At 65.0% G+C, this 18,309-nt stretch carries 12 protein-coding genes and 1 pseudogene; 2 read left to right on the plus strand and 11 right to left on the minus strand.

Annotated elements, in window-relative coordinates; translation table 11 throughout:
- The 6 genes and pseudogenes from ABTZ89_RS11025 to eccD form a co-directional block, all read right to left on the minus strand.
- Positions 1–1,485, minus strand: a pseudogene (locus ABTZ89_RS11025) (hypothetical protein); the annotation flags it as partial.
- 78 nt (positions 1,486–1,563) lie between these two features.
- Positions 1,564–2,031: a hypothetical protein gene (locus ABTZ89_RS11030; RefSeq protein WP_351042894.1), complete on the minus strand. Its 468-nt coding sequence runs from the start codon at positions 2,029–2,031 to the stop codon at positions 1,564–1,566.
- 132 nt (positions 2,032–2,163) lie between these two features.
- Positions 2,164–2,463, minus strand: coding sequence for a WXG100 family type VII secretion target (locus ABTZ89_RS11035; RefSeq protein ID WP_351042896.1), 300 nt, complete (start codon positions 2,461–2,463; stop codon positions 2,164–2,166).
- A 33-nt stretch (positions 2,464–2,496) separates the two neighbouring features.
- Positions 2,497–2,832: a hypothetical protein gene (locus tag ABTZ89_RS11040; protein ID WP_351042899.1), complete on the minus strand. Its 336-nt coding sequence runs from the start codon at positions 2,830–2,832 to the stop codon at positions 2,497–2,499.
- A 157-nt stretch (positions 2,833–2,989) separates the two neighbouring features.
- Positions 2,990–4,417: a type VII secretion protein EccB gene (gene eccB, locus ABTZ89_RS11045; RefSeq protein ID WP_351042902.1), complete on the minus strand. Its 1,428-nt coding sequence runs from the start codon at positions 4,415–4,417 to the stop codon at positions 2,990–2,992.
- Positions 4,417–5,826, minus strand: a complete 1,410-nt coding sequence (eccD, locus tag ABTZ89_RS11050) for a type VII secretion integral membrane protein EccD (protein ID WP_351042944.1) — start codon at positions 5,824–5,826, stop codon at positions 4,417–4,419. Before eccD ends, eccB begins: the two co-directional genes overlap by 1 nt.
- Positions 5,827–5,957: 131 nt before the next feature.
- Between eccD and eccCa the strand changes: the two genes are divergently transcribed.
- Entirely contained in the window at positions 5,958–9,953 is a 3,996-nt protein-coding gene (gene eccCa, locus ABTZ89_RS11055) for a type VII secretion protein EccCa (protein WP_351042905.1), read from the plus strand.
- 861 nt (positions 9,954–10,814) lie between these two features.
- Here eccCa and mycP read toward each other — a convergent pair.
- The 5 genes from mycP to ABTZ89_RS11080 all read right to left on the minus strand — a co-directional run bounded on the left by mycP (position 10,815) and on the right by ABTZ89_RS11080 (position 16,339).
- Entirely contained in the window at positions 10,815–12,026 is a 1,212-nt protein-coding gene (mycP, locus tag ABTZ89_RS11060) for a type VII secretion-associated serine protease mycosin (protein WP_351042908.1), read from the minus strand.
- 56 nt (positions 12,027–12,082) lie between these two features.
- The gene (locus tag ABTZ89_RS11065; RefSeq protein WP_351042910.1) at positions 12,083–14,851 is read right to left on the minus strand and encodes a hypothetical protein; all 2,769 of its coding nucleotides are present in this window, start codon (positions 14,849–14,851) and stop codon (positions 12,083–12,085) included.
- A 188-nt stretch (positions 14,852–15,039) separates the two neighbouring features.
- Positions 15,040–15,240, minus strand: a complete 201-nt coding sequence (locus ABTZ89_RS11070) for a hypothetical protein (protein ID WP_351042913.1) — start codon at positions 15,238–15,240, stop codon at positions 15,040–15,042.
- A 196-nt stretch (positions 15,241–15,436) separates the two neighbouring features.
- Entirely contained in the window at positions 15,437–15,661 is a 225-nt protein-coding gene (locus ABTZ89_RS11075) for a hypothetical protein (RefSeq protein WP_351042916.1), read from the minus strand.
- A gap of 444 nt (positions 15,662–16,105) precedes the next feature.
- Complete coding sequence (locus tag ABTZ89_RS11080) at positions 16,106–16,339, minus strand: hypothetical protein (RefSeq protein ID WP_351042918.1); 234 nt, start codon at positions 16,337–16,339, stop codon at positions 16,106–16,108.
- Between the two features lie 477 nt (positions 16,340–16,816).
- On the opposite strand from ABTZ89_RS11080, the gene ABTZ89_RS11085 reads away from it, so the two are divergent.
- Positions 16,817–18,247: an amino acid permease gene (locus ABTZ89_RS11085; RefSeq protein WP_351042921.1), complete on the plus strand. Its 1,431-nt coding sequence runs from the start codon at positions 16,817–16,819 to the stop codon at positions 18,245–18,247.
- Positions 18,248–18,309 lie beyond the last annotated feature (62 nt).

The raw sequence follows: 18,309 nt of genomic DNA on the forward strand, positions 1-18,309 counted from the left end.
GGCCTTACCCGCGTCCTCACCCGTGGGTGCTCCGCCCGAGGACCCGCCGGGGCCACCGGATTCCGTGCCAGGAGTATCGCCTAATCCGCCACCGGCCAGATCGCCGATCGCGTCTTGAGCCGCCTGCTCCGCGTCCTTCAACGCGCCGCTGTCGCCCTTGCCAGACGAGTCGCTCTTTCCTTTGCCCTGCGAACCCGAACCGCTGGAGCCACCACCGGTACCGCCGCCCGTGGGCGTCCCGCCGCCACCAGTACCCCCGCCGGTGGGCGTCCCACCGCCACCAGCGCCCTCAGAACCCGGATCTCCCCCGGAACCCGTACCTTCACCAGAAGCGGGGTCCCCGCCTGAGCCCATACCCCCTGCTGAACCCATATCTCCGGAGGAGCCTGAGCCCTCGCCACCTGTACCCGCACCATTCGCCAGGTCGCCGATCGCGTCGTTGGCCGCCTGCGCCGCATCGTCCAGCGCACCGCTATTCCCGCTACCGCCCGAACCTTCGCCGGAGGTATCACTCTCGCCACCGGTGTCGCCGCCAGACGAACTATCGGTGCCCGTGCCACCATCCGAACTGGTCGAGTCGTCGTACGAATCGGCGGTGTCATTCAGCTTGTCCATCGCATCGTCTGCGTCGTCCTTGGCTTGATCCAGCTCGTCGTTGGCCCCGTCCGACTCGTCGTTCCCTGCGCCCTCCCCGTCATCTTGTCCGTCACCCTCGCCATCACCTCCGCTCTCGCCATCGCCTTCGCCGCCGCCCTCGTCGTCCCCTTCGCCATCACCGTCGCCCTCGCCCTCGCCATCGCCCTCGCCCTCGCCATCGCCATCACCGTCACCGTCACCGTCGCCGTCACCGGTGGCTTCGGGACCGTTGCTGGACAGGACGACGTGCAGTGGGCTCAGGTCTTGCCCACGGCTGCTGTACTGGTCGACGAGATTGCTCAACAGCTCCTTGAGCCTCTTGAGTAGCAAATCCTTGGCCACGTTGACGGCCGCCGCAATTCTCAACGCGCCTTCCTCAGGCGCGTCCGCATCCGCATACGCTTCAACGATCTCCTCAACCGTTTGCGCCAGGGCGATTTCAGAATTGACGATCGCGGCCCGCCAGTAGTCCGAGAAGGACTGGATGGCGTGACCGATGTTTCCCACCGTCGTGGCGTACGCCTGGGTCTTCAGCGTGTCGTAAAGGCTTTCGCTCTTCTTGAACAGGTCGGTCGCATATTCGTTGAACGCGGTGCCGGCCTCACCCTCGAAGACCTTGGCTTCGCTGAGCTTGTCGATCTGCTTCTTGAAATCCGTGTTGATCTCGCCGAGGCGTTCGGTCGCCTTCCCGAACGCCTCCTCCAGCAGGTACCAGTCGTCAGCCGCCTTGCCATCCGTGATGTCGGCCACGATCTCCTGGATTGCCTCCAGAGTCGAATAGGTGTCGACGGCCATCGGAGGCGCGGAAGCGCTGTACACGCCGACGACGGGCTCCTGCGTTTCCGCCATTGCGTATTCCCTCACCCACGATGCGGCCGGTCACCGGCAGATGGTCACGAACTGACTGGTACTGCTGCGCTCACCGACTCAAGTCGGCAGTACGTCGTTGTAGCCGTCCCCGTCACTCGAGTTGGTGTCGGAGTCGATGTCCGGGTCGTCGGAGAAGTTGTGCTGTTCGGCCTCGGTCCCGGTGCGCGACTGATCGACAGCACTGTCGATGTTGGTCTTCATATCGCCGACTGCTTGCTGGACCGCCTTGGCGTTGTCGCCGTCGGTGTTCTCGAATTCATCGGCGATCTTCGTCAGCTGGGTCTCCATCTCCTCGCAGATGGTCTTCATCCGCTCGGCATGTGCGACCACACCGTTTCGCCGGTCATCCACGATTCGCTCGAGCCACTGCGCAGTCTCGAACTGACCAGCATTGGGCCAATGTTCCTTCAGGGACTGGAACGTGCCCATGTCGCCCATAATATTTCCGATGCTTTTGGCCGCAGCCCTGATTTCCTCTGCGTTCCAAGCAGTTTCACTCGGCACATTAGGAGTTTCGCCAGCCATAGTATCCCTCCTTGCTAATCTTGCGACTTCACAGGTTTCGGACTCACATCAAACGCCCTCAAATGAGGGAGAGTCTGGAGCCGGGACGACCCCAACTCGACCGCCCCGGCACTCACCAGAACCTCTCAAAGATCAGGAAAGGGTCATACGCTTTTTTCCACCCTCGTCCGTTTGCTGCATTCCCTCGACCGCCTTTTGGACCGAAGCTTCCAGGTCTGTGATGACCTGATTGAAGCCCCCCAGTCGCCCCTTCAGGACACCCGCCGTCTCGAAATAGGCATCCGCAGGATCGCCTTTCCAGCCGGCTTCATTCAGAGCCTGAGCCCCCTTAATGAGACCATTGGCCTTTTCTTCGACTTGAGTTACGGTTTCCCTAATGTCCTTCTGAGCCGCAAGAATAACGGGGTAGTCGTAGTTCTTCGTATCCGACACAGGATATTCCTTTCTTGTCAAATTCTCACAAAATCATCCGATGTTGAGGAAGTTGGCCAATTCGACATTCTCAACCCACTGCTTGCCGTCCTTGTCCTGATCCTCCTGATCCTGCACCGTCACGCCCATGTCCTTGGCCATCTTTGAAATATCGGCAAGCACGTTCTCGCGAAGGTTGTTCACAGCGATTTCGTAGGAATCCAAGAGCGCTTTGGTCATGTCGTTGACACTGCTCTGAGACGTGGTATCGATCCGGCCACGCAGGCCAATCAGCATTTCATTGATCGCATCCGATTCCTCGTCATGCCTTTTTCCTTGAGCGAAAACATCTTCGGGGTTAAAAGTGTTCCCGTTTCCCTGTTCTGTCACTGCAGACTCCTGGTTGTAGGCTAGAAATTTTCAAGTAAAGGCAAGCGATTTTCTTCTCGACCGCTACCGAAAGTAGACTAATCTCCATCGCTGGATTTCGCGTCGAAGCCCGGTTCCAATCGGAATCCGTAGGGAGTCCCCTCACCAATCATCCTGTTCATGGTTGTGGAGTCTGGATCTGGGTGGCACCAGCCGTGTTCAGCACCGGTCCCGAGGGCAGCAGGTTCAGCAGTTCGTTCGGGACTTGCACGGCTGACTCAGCTGTGAAGCCGAGTGCCTGCACCACCTGCTCGTCGGCCAGCGGGTACTTCGTGCCCACGTCGGTGATGAGGTACGCCGTTCCCGGCGGTGATCCGGGAGCGGGCAGGTTCCGGGCCAGCACGCCGCGGCCCGCCGAGAGCACGATCCTGTCGGCCATGGAACCGGCGACGTGCTCGGCAAGTGCTGCCGAGCCCGCGTTGACGTCCGCATTGCGCTGCAACTGCAGGGTCACTTTCATCTCGCCGGCCCCGGATGGTGCGTAGCGCAGGCATGCCTGCGAGTCCGTCGGTAGCACCACGGGTTCCGGCGGGGCGGGCGGGAATCCTGTGGCAAGGTCTTCCCCAGCTGACACCGGCACCCCGGCCAGCGCCGTCGGGCCAACCTGCACCGCCTGCACCGGACTACCCGGATAAGCGGCCCGGGTCGTCGGAGAGGCGAACACCAGTGCCGCACTCGTACGGTTCAACGGCGTCATCCCGTCTGCGCGGACCAGGTAGAACTGCTCCTCGTCCATCGCCGGGTTGTGCACCTGGTACACCTGCCCGACAAGGCTGGGCGCGCCCTCGATCACCGGGCCGGGCGAACCGGCGTGCTGGGTGTTGGGGACCGAGAGATCTCGCCCTGCGGGAATCGGTTCGAGCCACGCCGAGGACACCCGCACCGGTTCAACACCGCCGTACCCGAGAGCATCGACGGCCAGCTGGTCCGGCAGCCGGTGCCGCCTGCCGTTCCACACCAGGTGGACCGCGTTGTCCGGTGTGCTGACCAGAAGCCCCTGTTCGTCCGTTGTGGACACTCCGGGGTTCGCACCCAGCAAAAGCGTCACCACGGGGTCTTTCGCCATCGGTCTCGTTGCTCCGGGCTGCACGCACACCGTCCACGGCCCGCTCTCGAGAGTGCCCGCGGTCGGCAGCGAGTCCGGCGCACCAGGAATCCCGATCGGCTGACCGACCGGTGTACCTGCCAGCGATTCCTGCGACACCGAAACGACCTGTCCTCCGGAATTGCCCGCGGCCAGCCGGGCCGACGAGTAGTTGATCACTGGGTACAGCCGGTCGTCGAGGTAGACGAACTGCGCCCCGCTCTCCTTCTCCACGACGATCGTTCCCGTGGCGCGCCACGACGAGTTCTTGCCAGGCAAGAACAAGCCGAGGACGCCGAAGACCGCCATCAGCAGTGCGGCGGCCAGCACACCGAACATGATGCCGTTACGCAGGCGCTTGTTCGGCTGCTCCAACGCGTCCGGATGACCGTGGGTGACAGCGGCCACCAGCCGTCCGACGACGAAGAAGTAGGCCTGTACCTGATCTTTTCGCGACTGCATCAGCCCGCCAGCCCTCGCATCATCGCGTATACGTTCAGCACCTGGAGCAGCAACGGCAGGGCGGCGATCGCGGTCAGCGATTCGAAGATGTCAGCTGCCCGGCCCCAGTACGGGCGCAGCCTGCGTCCCGGCAGGAACTCACCGGCAACCAGCAGAACCGAGCCGATCACCACGGCCACCAGCCAGAATCCCAGCACTCGCGCGAGCGTGTCCTGGATCACGGCCAGCAGCAGGACGTTCGTCAGCACGCAGATCAGGCCGGGCGTGATCACCGCCCACCGCTGCACGGTGCCGTCCGGGTGCCGTGCCCGTAGGAACAGCAGGAGCGCGGTGACCAACGAGAACGCGACGACCCAGCCGTCGATCTCACCTGCGAGCACCTCCAGCACCAGAATCGACTGCGCCGCACCGATTCCGAGGTGCAACGCCTTGGAGTAACCGACGGTCAGCGTTCCCCGTTCCACCACAATCCGGTGTGGCACCGGGTCGATGTCCTCGGTCAACTGCGCCGGGTTGGTCGGCAGCATCGGCAGGGTCAACCCGGCCAGCCGAAATGCGAACGTGGGGATAAACAAGCTCGCGATCAGCGTGAGCACCAGCCCGATGGCCGCAGCTTGCAGCGGTGTCGCCGGGCTCACCGAGCCGATCAACCCGGCGATGCCCAGCGCGGTGACGAATGTCAGCGCTCCGGTGAACAAGAGCGCGGAGTCAGCCACCGCCAGCAGTCCGGTGACCAGTGCGACCAGGGCACCCGCACATCCGCAGCTGAGCATCTGCACCGCCGTGGCCGCCGGCGCCAGTGCCAGCAGCAGCAACGTCCCGGTCAGCGCGCCGTACCCGGCGGCGAGCCCGGCGAGGATCGTGGCGACCAGCAGGTTCGCCGCGCCGCGTGCCACCAGCGCGCTGCCCACCAGCAGCAGGACCGTCATGCCACCGGCCACGGCTGTTTGCATGACGACCGGTCCCGCGCCAAGCAGCAGCGGAAAGCCGAGCAACAGCAGCAAAGTACCGCCGAAGCGGAACATCCAACGGGTTCGCGCCGGGCTCCACGAGCCGGCATTGTTCCGCGCTCGTTCGCCGACCCCGTCGACCAGGTCGTCGTAATCGATCGGGGCGAGTTCGTCCGCGCGCGGTCGCAAGTAGACGGTCTCACCGTCCAGCAGTCCGAGTTCGGTGAGCGTGCGGTCCTCGTCCAGGGGTTCTTCACCGACGCGCTGGACGACCCAGCCCTCGTGGTCGGCTCCCTGCTCGATCCATTCCGCACCGAACTGCGGAAGCACGGCCGGGAGCAGGTCGGCCAACGGGACCTCGGTTGGCAGGGCCACGTCCGTAGCCTGCTCGCCGAGGACGAACCGTAGCCTTCCCGAATCGACTGTGCGATGCTGAGTCCGCTCTTCCGAAATCGCCATTTGGTGCCCAGGTCCTTCCTGCCAGGGTTGGAGACCCGGCCCGAAAAGTAGCGGCCTCGCACACGCGGGGCGGAGCGGAACGCCGACGGCCGCTTGCCGACGGGATTCCACTCACCAAAGGGAGAGCACTTGTGAGCACCGTGTTGTTCGCCCGGCGGCCCCGGCGCCCGAAGCCGACCGCCTCGAGCGAAGAGATCGACATCCAGGAGCCACCCGCCGTACCGGAACCGGCGGACAGTGGGCTCAGCTCGGTGTTGATGTACGCACCGATGGCGTTGAGCTCCTTGGCGATGGTCATGATGTTCGTCCGGCCCGGGTCCGGCCCGATGGCCTACATCGGCGGCGGGATCATGGCGACCGCGGCGGTCGGCATGATCCTGGTCCAGTTCCTGCGCAACTCTGTCAACCACAAGCAGAAGCTGAACGGGGACCGGCGGGACTACATCCGCTACCTGGCGCAGACCCGCCGCCGGGTGCGCAAGGCACTCGCCGACCAGCAGCAGTCGGCACGTTGGATCCACCCAGATCCGCGTTCCCTGTGGTCGCTGGCACTGGGATACCGGCTGTGGGAGCGCCGGCCGGCGCACGACGACTTCGGCGAGGTCCGCATCGGACTCGGCAAGCAGCGGTCCTCGGTGAAACTGGTACCGCCGGAAAGCAAACCGATCGAAGACCTGGAACCACTGGCGGCGCACGCGCTGCGCCGGTTCCTGCGTGCCTACTCGACCCTGTCGAACTCGCCGATCGCCGTGTACCTGCGCGGTTTCGGGCAAATCCGGTTCCGTGGCGATGAAGAGCATGTCACAGGCCTGGTGCGAGCGATGCTCGCCCAGCTCGCCACCGCGCACGCACCGGGTGACGTGCAGATCGCGCTGTGCGTCACGGCGGAGCGCCGCAGTCGTTGGGACTGGCTCAAGTGGCTGCCGCATAACCAGTCGATGGTGAGCCAGGACGCTGCCGGCGCACGTCGCCTGGTCGCCGAATCATTCGGCGAGGTCGAAGAACTGCTCGGGGGCAACACCTTCACCTCCCGGCCGCGGTTCGAGCCGGACACCCCGATCACCAGCAGCGAACCGTTCGTCGTGATCATCGTGGACGGGATCCAGCTGCCCGACGACCACCGCGCCGGGGACGAGGGCTACCGCAACACCATCGTGCTCGACGTCGGGGAATCCTTCCCGTGGCAGGCGAAGGCCGGAGCGCTGTTCCTCGAGGTCGACCAGGACGAGGTGCACACAGTCTCGTTCGACAGGCTCGGCAAGCCGCACAGCAAGGAGCTGTGCGCACCGGACAACGTCAGCACTGCGAGGGCCGCCGCCCTGGCCAGGACGATGGCCCGGTTCCGGGTCGGCGAAGTGTCCGAGTCGGACGAGCCGCTGGCGGTGGACTACGACCTGTCCACCCTGCTCGGTCTTGGTGACGTGCGCACTTTCAACCCGGTGAAGTACCGGCGAGAGCGGATGACGGCCAAGCGGCGGTTGCGCGTCCCGATCGGGATCGCAGGCAACGGGGTCCCAATGGAGATCGACATCAAGGAGTCCGCCGAGGGCGGCATGGGGCCGCACGGCTTGTGCATCGGCGCGACCGGGTCGGGCAAGAGCGAACTGCTGCGGACCTTGGTGGCGGCGCTGGCGGCCACCCACTCCTCTGAAGAGCTCAACTTCGTGCTCGTCGACTTCAAGGGCGGCGCGGCATTCCTCGGCTTCGACCAGCTGCCGCACACATCGGCCGTGATCACCAACCTGGTCGACGAACTGGAACTCGTCGACCGGATGCAGGACGCGCTGGCCGGCGAGATGAACCGGCGCCAGGAGCACCTGCGCGCGTCCGGCAACTACGCCTCACGACGGGACTACGAGGCGGCCCGCGCCCAAGGGGCGCAACTGGAACCGATGCCCGCGCTGTTCATCGTCGTCGACGAGTTCAGCGAGCTGCTGTCCAACAAGCCCGAGTTCGTCGAAACGTTCGCGATGATCGGCCGCCTCGGTCGGAGCCTCGGGATCCACCTTCTGCTGGCCTCGCAGCGACTGGACGAAGGCAGGATTAGCAAGATCGAAACCCACCTGTCGTACAAGATCGGTCTGCGCACCTTCTCGGCGATGGAAAGCCGCAGCGTGCTCGGTGTGCCGGACGCCTACGAGCTGCCGACCAGCCCGGGCAACGGCTACCTCCGCCCGGACACCACGAGCCTGGTCCGCTTCAAGGGCGCCTACGTCTCCGGCGAGTACCGGAGCAAGCGCCAGCGCAGCACTCGCGCCGAGGCTGAGCAACAGGTCGTCGCCTTCGGCACCGACTACATCGAACCCACTGCCGCGACGGAACCCGCACCAGTGGCGGAGCCGGAGAACACCGACGAACCCGCTCAGACGATGCTGGACGTGCTGCTGGGGCGACTGCAGGACATCGGTCCGCGCGCGCACCAGGTCTGGCTGCCACCGCTGCGCAAGTCACCCACCCTGGACCAGCTGCTGCCGCCGCTGGTCGACCACCCGGAGCTCGGGCCGCGCCCGGTCGGCGACCTGCAGACGACCGACCTCCAAGTGCCCGTGGGCCTGGTCGACCTGCCCGCCCAGCAGCGCCGCGAACTGCTCTCGGCCGACCTCTCCGGCAGCCAGGGCAACGTTGCGGTGGTCGGCGGTCCCCAGTCCGGCAAGAGCACGCTGCTGCGGACGCTCATCAGCGCGATCGCGCTGACGCACAGCGCCTCGGACGCCCAGATCTACTGCCTGGACTTCGGCGGCACGCTCAGCTCGCTGGCGAAGATGCCGCATGTGGGCAGCATCGCGAACCGGCTGGACCGGGACCGGGTCACCCGCACGGTGCTGGAGATGACGAACCTGCTCGCCCGCCGGGAAACTCTGTTCGCCGAGCAGAACATCGACTCGATGGCCAGCTACCGGCGGGCCCGCCGGAACGGCAGCTTCACCGACGAGGACCCCTACGGTGACGTGTTCCTCGTGGTGGACGGGTGGTACACGATCAGGAACGACTTCGACGAACTCGAAGACCGGTTCACCGAACTCGCCGCCCGGGGTCTGAGCTTCGGCATCCACCTGATCATCGCCGCCAACCGGTGGGCGGAGATGCGGCCGTGGTTGCGGGACGTGCTGGGCACCCGGTTCGAGCTGCGGCTGGGCGACCCGGTGGACTCCGAGATCAACAGCAGGCTGGCGGCGACCGTGCCGAACCTCCCTGGTCGTGGCCTGACCACAGACAAACTGCACTTCCTGGCGGCACTTCCGCGCATCGACGGCCAGCCCGACACCGACGATCTAGTCGACGCCACCACGGAGATGTCCGAGGCGCTGGCACAGCCAACCGCACCCACGGCGCCGAAGGTCCGGTTGCTCCCGGTGTCGCTGAAGGCCGGCGCACTGCCCGCGGCGCAGCGACCGTCCCCCCAAGCCGAGATGCGGATGCCGTTGGGTATCGAGGACGTCGGGTTGTCCACCCAGTGGTACGACTTCGACGCCAACCCCCACCTGCTGATCTACGGCGACGCCGAGACAGGCAAGACCAGCATCCTGCGCCACATCGCGCGGTCGATCGTCTCCTGTTACGGGCCGAACGAAGCGCGGGTGATGTTCGGTGACTTCCAGCGCGAGCTGCACGATTCGATCCCGCCGGAGCACCAGATCGAGTACGCCGTCGGCGGAGAGGCGCTGGGGAGTTCCATCGTGGGCGCCGCCTCGAACCTGAAGTCGCGGATCCCCGGGCCCGAGATCAGCCCGAGCCGGTTGCCCAAGCGCGACTGGTGGCAAGGCGGCAGGTTGTTCATCCTCATCGACGACTTCCAGCTCGCCGAGTCCGGCGGCATGGGCGGCGGCGTGCTCGAACCGCTGATGCCGCTGCTGCCGCACGGCTCGGACATCGGTGTCCACTTGATCATCGCGCGCAGCACATCGGGCGCCAGCCGGTCGATGATGAATCCGGCGATCCGCCGGATGTGGGAGCTCGGCACGCCGGCGATGCTCTTGTCCTGCCCAAGGGACGAAGGATCCTTCCTGGGAAATCTGCGTCCGCGGACGCTCGTGCCGGGCCGTGCACAGTTCGTCAACCGCCGCCGCTCGGTGCGACTCGTACAGACCCCACTGGTCGAGGGCACAACACCCAAGTCAAGGGACTGAGATTCCCCGCGTTCACCACCGCACCGACCACCGGCGAATGCAAGGGCCGGAGCGGCTCGTCAAATATCGACACAAAGTGAAGGGGTTTGTGGACTTGGTCGTCCACAAACCCCTTCACCTCATCGCGCTCGATCAGTTCATCAATCGGGCGCCGACGCGAAGAAAATTATCACCGATGGCCGGGCGGACACCATGATCAAAGTTTCGCGAGGGAATACCCCGGAAACGCCCTGATTTGCGTTCAGCCGACACGGATCCGACCGCCGGAACCCTATGATCAATGTGTCCGAAAATTTTCTAGCATAAGGAATGCGAAATTCCGAGAAACATCACCCGCGGCGTTACTACTGCCGCATTCAGCCTGATCGCCATCACATCTGTTTCCGGAGTCGCGATGGCGGATACCTGGAAGCTCCACAGCCGCTACGAGACCGAATACCAGTGCGTTGACCGCGGCAATGCCGGTCTTGTCTCGAACAGCTGGTCCGACTTCCGGTGTGTGATCAGTGGCGGGTACGTGAACCTGGAAGTGAAGAACTGAGCAAGCGTGATACCCGTGAAGGGGTTTGTGGATGCGGGCATCCACAAACCCCTTCACGATTTTCCGACCCAATGAGAGATCACACTTCCCGCACCAAACTACCGAAACACGCACGGGGCAATCTTGATTTCTAACCTGGCCGAACAGGAACCATTTCCCCAGGGCCAACTTACTTGTCAAGGTGGTGAAATTCCAATTTCCCACGAAGTTAAAATTATCCAGCGACCAGGGTTGCAACACACCGTCACTGGAACTGTGTTTTCGCAGATGGGTGAGCTTTCTCGCACCAATCCACGCAACTTCTCAGCCGCCGTAGCCCGTCAGTTCAGGGTGGCCTGTTCCGCTTCCGGATCTGGTTTCGCCGACCGGTCCGGAACCACTGTCAGCACCCGTGGACGCCCCCAGCGGCGTCGGTTCCCCGCGCCACTGAGTCGGCAGACCAGCACCAACGTCATCGTCAGCACCACGGCACCCACCGCGCTCATCAGAGTCAGCAACGGCCCGAGCTCGTCCTCCGGCGGGACCGATGCGGGTTTCGGCGACCGAGGTACCACCGTGGCTCCCTCAGCACCTTCCCCGTTCACCACGGATGAAACCGCGGCCATCGGGTTCACCGTCCCCCAGCCCAACGCGGGGTCGGGCAGCACGGTCGCCGGATGGCTCGCCGTCATCTCCAGCCGCTGCTTGACCTGTGCTGCCGTCAACTGCGGGTGGTAGGCGCGTACCAAGGCGGCCACTCCGGATACAAACGGCGCCGCATAGCTGGTACCGCTGCCCTGCCAGTGCCCCGGTCCGTGCGGACCGGTGCTCACCACGTCCGTTCCAGGCGCCACCACTGATACGTACGGTCCGACCTGCGAGAAGCTCGCGTGTTCACCAGCGGAATCGATCGCACCCACCGCGACCACCCCCGGATAGGACGCCGGATAGGTGACCGGGTCACCTTCCAGAGCTCCGTTCGCCGCCGAGGCGACGATCAGCACGTCGTGCTGCGCTGCGTACTGCACCGCTTCGGCAAGTTCCGGGGCCGGAGCGTTCGTACTCGCAGACACGTTGATCACGCGGGCACCGAGATCGACCGCAGCCCGGATACCCCGGGCCAGTGCCGCCGGCGTGAACATGTCCCCAGTGCGCTCCTCAACGCCGGTGGCGACCCGGACCGGAACGATCTGCGCGCCGGGGGCGACACCGGCGAAGCCGGAGCCCTGAACGGGAGAGGCCGCTATGATTCCGGCCACGAACGTCCCGTGTCCGAAGCAATCATCGTCGGCAGGTCCACCGGCGCCGTGGATCACGTCCTTACCGGCCAGCACCTTCCCACCCGCGAGCTGCGGAGTCCGGGCATCGACCCCGGTGTCCACGACCGCGACCTTGACCCCCTGGCCCTGGGTGAGATCCCAAACCCGTTCCGGTGCCAGCAATTGCTGCGCCCACGGCATCCCTTCGTAGGTCACCGTCGGCGGCTGGATGCAGTTCTCGCCGGTCGGCATCTGCGGCGGGGCGTCCTGCGCCACCGCTGGGCCGGCCCCCACCAGAAGCAGTCCACCGGCCGCGATCAAACACGCGCTGAGTCGGGAGGCTCTGGCCATCACGACTGGCCTGCTGACGCGCTGGCGATCAAGGGCATTTCTGCTGCGGCGTGATCATCGGTCGCTTCGACCATCGAGCGTGTGAGACGGACGACCAGGTCCTCGTCGTCGACCACCCTGAGCTTCGATCGTCGCCGACGTGCAAGTGCACTGTCCAGTTTGGCCAGGGCAGCGAGGTCTTTCTCGTCCAGTTCCGCGCCGGATGAGTGCTCGCCCGGCGCTAGTTCGCGGAACAGCACCGCGATCCGCGGAGCGGGCGTTTCATCGTCGTCTTCCACCTCGTCCCCATCGGCCTCGCGCACGGCGAGCGCTTTGAGCCTAGCCCCGGCGAGGAAGACGACCTCGTCGATCTGCCGGTTCACGGACAGCTCCGATGTGCGGCGGGCGCCGCTCGGCCAGATCAGCAGATCAACCTGCGCGCCGGGCACGGTCACGTCTAGATCCATGCTCGCGGTGAGGAAACCTGGTTCCGCCAGCAGAGTTCCGGGGGTGGCGCGTTCCTCCAGCGACCCCGGTACATTGCTCTGCCGCAGAACAGGGCGGCGGTGGGTCGGCAAGCGCCGCATCCCGGAGACCAGGCACGGAACGTGGCCGTCCAACTCGGTGACAGCGCCGCTGCGCACCGCCAAGTTGAGCTGCTCCGCACCGCCTTCGCCCTTACCGAGGAACAAGCACACTGCGACGTAGTCGGCCTTGGCACCGGAATCCTCGCCATGCCGCAGCGATGGCCACGTGGCCATCGCTGCGTTCACCGTTGCCAACGCCTCCGAGAACGCGTCACCCGCAGCCGACGTGAACCGGTTCTGCTCTGTCGTGGTGCTCTTTCGATCCTTGACCTCGAGCGCCCGGGGTGCGTCGGCCTCTTCGGCAGTATCGTCGGCCGTCTGCACCGCAGCGTGCGACTGGTCGGCTGAGATCGGCTCGTCTTCTAGGGGGGCGGGAGCGACTTCCTCTTCGACTGGGTCGTACACGACGTCGGAAGGTCGCTCCGGGACGGTGTCATCCTCCTGCGCAGCCTCGTCGTCCACGGCTTGCGTCCCATGTGCGGCGCCGGTCGTCGCTTCCGGATCGTCCGGCGCATTCAGATCCTGCGGAGCGTCGGGATCCGGTTCTGGCTCGCTCGCAGAAGGTGATCGTCGCGATGGCAGACCGGAGACCGTTGAAACTGGCGCGGACATGATCACCATGCGCGTTTCCGCTGTCTGTGAAGCGAAAACCAGACCGTCCGCCGGTCGTGTGACCGCTTCGGGGACCAGATCCTCCAGCCGCGATGTTCCGGGTCCCACCTGATTTCCGGGCACGTTGGGGGTGTGCGATTCGTCCGGCGTCACCTTGGAATCCGCCGCCGGCAAGGCGATGTCAGCGGCTTCATCGGAACTCGCGCTTGCCGGGTGTGCAGGCGCCGCCGTCGAACTGAGCTCGACCGGCGATCCAACAACGGGATCGGTGTTCGACACGGGCGGAGGTGTAGATGGCAGGTCGACCGGGATTCCGGCTCCTGCGGCGAGGCTGCGCACCCGAGCTGCGGTACTGCGGTCGAGTTCGCCGTACACCCGCAGCCGCGCGGCAGCACAACTCGCAGGATCGATCCCGTGCAGCAGCGATTCAGCAGCTTTGAGTAGCTCATTGCACACCGGTTCCCCGGCCGAACCCACGTTCAGCACCCACTCGTCCGGGCTGAACGGGAGGGCGAGCGCAGCGGTGTTGATGTCCAAGGTCGTGCCGGTCCGGTGCAGGACGATCCCGGAGGGCACCACTTCGGCCAGCACTCTGTCCCCTGAATCCTCAGCGACGAACAGGTAGCTGCGTGGGCCGCAGCGCTGCCAACCCGGCGGCGCTTCGGCAATCTCCAACACCTTCTGGTCACCGCCTCCAGCTGGCTGGTGCACCAGCGTAGCGAACGGGCGGAACCGCTGCTGCCCGAACGAATCAAGTACGACGGTCGCTGCTTGAGATCCCAGGCTCGGCAGGATCGCTCCGGTGCTGAAGTTGACATGTCTGGCCGACTGGACTGCCAGGTCCACCAACCACTGGTACCGGCTCGCATCCGCGGCAATGGGCACGAGCACCAACGCCGACAGCACCGGATCCGCAAGCTGCTTCAGGAATCCGCTCACCGCACCAGGCGAAACCAGTGGCGATCCCCCGACCAGAAGCCTCGGGAATCGGTCAGCAACGGAAACGCGAACAGCAACATGGCCAGCGTTCCACGGCGCGTTCCGCACGTCGTGAATCAAGACACCGGCCGGCACTGGCTCCACGACCGCGGTGCCGTGCACCATGCGCTGAATCGGCAGCGCCCGCTCCCAGCTCGGGACCGGGTACCGCGTGCTGAACAGCCACGGCCGGCTCCCCGCCCGGAACAAGTACCAACCGCTGCCACCAGAAGAACGACCGGCGTAGGCACCGGTACCAGCAACCATCGTGGGTTGAACATCCGGCACCACGACGTCCAGCCCGAAACGCTGCGACAGGTGCTGCGGCAGACCGCCGTTGCCGAAGCCGGCAACGGCAAGCCAGAGTACCCGAGGCACAACCCCCGTCGCGTTGATCAGCGGCTCCAGCAGAGCGGGCAGCTCGGTGTGCAGAGCCGGTGTCTGCTGTGCCGCGCGCGAGACCGCCACGAACAGCTCATTCGGAGTCCGTGGCAGCTGCGCCATGGAGGAATCCTGCGCCGTCGCCTCATCCCGGAGCCGGACGAGGACGTGCGGCCCGCACAGCTCAGCGACCAGCGAACCGCACGACTGCTTCAGCAACCCCTGCTCCATCCCATCTCCCGTCGAGCACATGGGCACGAGACGCGAAGTGACCCTTCACCGAACCCTTCAACCACCGAAGTATTGCCATCGCGCCTCTAGTGCCCGTCCGATCTTGCGTAGCAGTTGCACCATTGAAGGGATTCCCTTCACCTGTGCTCAGCAGCAGCACTGCCCGATGCAGAGGCTCCAGGCCCAGATCAGCGGCGCAGCCGACGGCCCGTTCGTGCGAACGTCCTGGCTATCGGTCGACGCGCGAGCTGCCGGTCCCCGGAACGCGCGGAGCCTGGTAGAAAGGCAGCGATCAGCAGCGCGAAAAGCGCAGCGCCCGCATCGATGCCCAGCACGACGCGGAATCCGGTGAGCGAAGGCAGCGCCGCACCGCCCAGCTCGATCGTCATGTGTGCGAGCACGACTCTCGCGACCGAATTGGACAGCTACGTGCCGACGGAACGCATCAACGGGCTGAGGCTGTTGGCCACCGCAGTCTCGGACACTGGAACAGCGGCCATGATGAGCGTGGGCATCACGCATAGGCAAGCCCGACGCCCACGCCGATGATGCTGGAGGCGATCACGAACTGCCAGATGCTCGACATCAACACACCTGGCTCAACCCATACCCGGCAACCACCACGAGCGCGCCGATCATCAACGTCGCCTTCGGGTCTCGGGTCCGCGAGATTCGCGTTACGACCGGCGCCACCGTCATCATGATCAGCCCGTTAGCCGCAATCACCAGGCCTGCGACGAGAATCAACTGCCTGAGCCCGTAACCGGTGGCTTCGGGCAGTTGCAGCAGCTGAGGAAGGGCCATGGACATCGCGAACCGAACACCGCGGAAGCGATGTTGGTCAGCAGTACCTGGCGCCGCGCGGTGGTGCGCAGGTCCACCATCGGCTGCGGCGTGTGCAGCTCCCACCATCCCCACACCGCCAGCACCGCCATCCCGGTGATAAACAGGATAGGGGTCAACCACTCATCCAGCCCCAGTCAGCGCCCTTGGAGGTCACCAGCGACAGGCACAGCAACACCACCGACAAGCCGATCGCACCCAGAAGGGCAACGCCCATCTGTGCGGACACGCGACTCCGGTACGAGCGAGATCACGAGCACGCCTCCGATGACACCTAGGTCCCAGGCCAGCCAGAAAAGGACGTGCCGGTCCGCACTGTCAGCAGTGAACGCGGCTGCTGCAGGGTGCTGATGACCAGCGGAATGGCGCCGGCGGACAAGCCCTGCAGCACCACTCGCCCGGTCCGTTTCCTTATGCCCCGGCCAGCATCGGGGCGAGCTCGCTCGACAACGCGCAGACGATCGAACCCAGCGTGAGCATTCCGATCCTGAACAGCAACATCCACCGCTTTCCGTACATGTCACCGAGCCGACCTGCAGTAGGCGTGACGACGGCTGCGGCCAGCAGAGCTGCAGTGATCGCCCGAGCGGCGTCTGCCGCTCTCGCATCCAGCATCTCGAGAAGCTTCGACACCAGCGGGATCATCAAAGCCAGCGTGAGCGAGACGTCGCTCCCCCAGGTCCACGTCCGAGGCTGCCAGCAGAACTGCACGATCGTGCCGATGTTCCTGTCCCTTTCACAGGCCCCTTCAGCAGTTGAAGTATTGCCACCGCGCCTGTATGGATCATCCGATTTTGGACAGGAGCCTCGTCGTTGAGGGGGTTTCCCCTCACTTGCGCCAGAAGGCGAACGACGGCAGGGATGCGTGTGATGGTCCCTATCCCCCGCTCGAACACACCTGATCTTCGCGCCGACCGCGCCGGTGAAGGAAATCCCGGATACCTCGGTCGCGCACCGCCCGCGAGCGCGACATCGCCACATCGACCGCCACGCTGCTCGCTGAAGCCCTGCGGTTCAGCGAGAACTAGCGATCCACGAGGGCTCCTGCCCTGAGTCACCAGAAAAGATGTCGATCCGTCGCGCGAATCCGCGGACGACCGACGTCGGAGACGAGCAAATTCAGTGAGCGAAGAGACCCTGCACAGTCCTGGGCAGTCGACTGCCCAGCCCCACGTGGACCCCGGCGATGAGGGGTACAGCAAGTCCCTGAAACCCAGGCACGTCAACATGATCGCGATCGGCGGCGCGATCGGCACGGGGCTTTTCCTGGGCGCGGGCGGGCGGCTCGCCCAGGCCGGTCCATCGCTGGCCATCGTCTACGCCGTGTGCGGTGTGTTCGCCTTCTTCGTCGTTCGTGCTCTCGGAGAGCTGATCCTGTACCGGCCTTCGTCCGGTGCGTTCGTGTCCTACGCACGTGAGTTCATGGGCGAGAAGGGCGCGTTCGTCGCAGGCTGGATGTACTTCCTGAACTGGGCCACCACCGGGATCGCCGACATCACCGCGATCGCCCTGTATGCGCACTACTGGAGCATGTTCACCGCCGTACCCCAATGGGTCCTGGCACTGGCCGCATTAGCAGTCGTGCTCTCGTTGAACCTCGTCTCCGTGAAGCTCTTCGGCGAGATGGAGTTCTGGTTCGCGATCATCAAGGTCGGCGCCCTGCTCGTCTTCATGGGAATCGCAATCTTCCTGCTGGTCACGGGCCAGCCCATCGACGGCTACATCCCCGGACCGCAGCTCATCACTGACAACGGCGGCTTCTTCCCCAACGGCCTGCTACCGATGATCATCGTGGTGCAGGGCATCGTGTTCGCGTACTCGGCCGTCGAGCTGGTCGGGGTCGCCGCCGGTGAGACCGAGAACCCGGCGAAGGTCATGCCGAAGGCGATCAACTCGATCATGTGGCGGATCGGCCTCTTCTACGTCGGATCAGTGATCCTGCTGGCGATGCTGCTGCCCTGGAACATGTTCCAGAAGGGCGAAAGCCCGTTCGTGACGGTTCTGTCGAGCATAGGGATCCCGGCGGTCGGCGACGTGATGAACCTGGTGGTGATGACGGCGGCGCTGTCCAGCCTGAACTCCGGGCTGTACTCCACCGGCCGGATCCTGCGTTCGATGTCCGCCGCGGGCTCGGCACCGAAGTTCGCCGGCTTGATGAACCGGAACAAGGTGCCCTACGGCGGAATCATGCTCACCGCAGCAGTTTGCGTCCTCGGTGTCGGCCTGAACTACCTGGTGCCGGCCACTGCGTTCGAGATCGTGCTGAACTTCGCCGCCGTCGCGATCATCAGCACCTGGTGCATGATCATGGTCTGCCACCTGCTCTTCGTCCGGAAGACGCAGGCCGGTGAGCTGAGAAGGCCGCTCTACCGACTTCCTGGTACTCCGGTCACCCAGGTCGCCACGATCGGATTCCTGCTCGGTGTGGGCGTCCTGATGTGGTTCGACGTACCGGCCGGCCGGGTCACGCTGCTCTGCGTCCCGATCATCGCGCTCGCCCTGGTGATCGGCTGGTTCTGCGTCCGCAAGCGGGTGAACACCCCGTCCAGCTGAACGCGCAAACGCTGGTGGGGCACCTCGGAGATCGAGGTGCCCCACCTGCGTTCAGCTGTTGT

The organism is Saccharopolyspora sp. NPDC002686 (assembly GCF_040295745.1).
GTDB lineage: Bacteria > Actinomycetota > Actinomycetes > Mycobacteriales > Pseudonocardiaceae > Saccharopolyspora > Saccharopolyspora oryzae.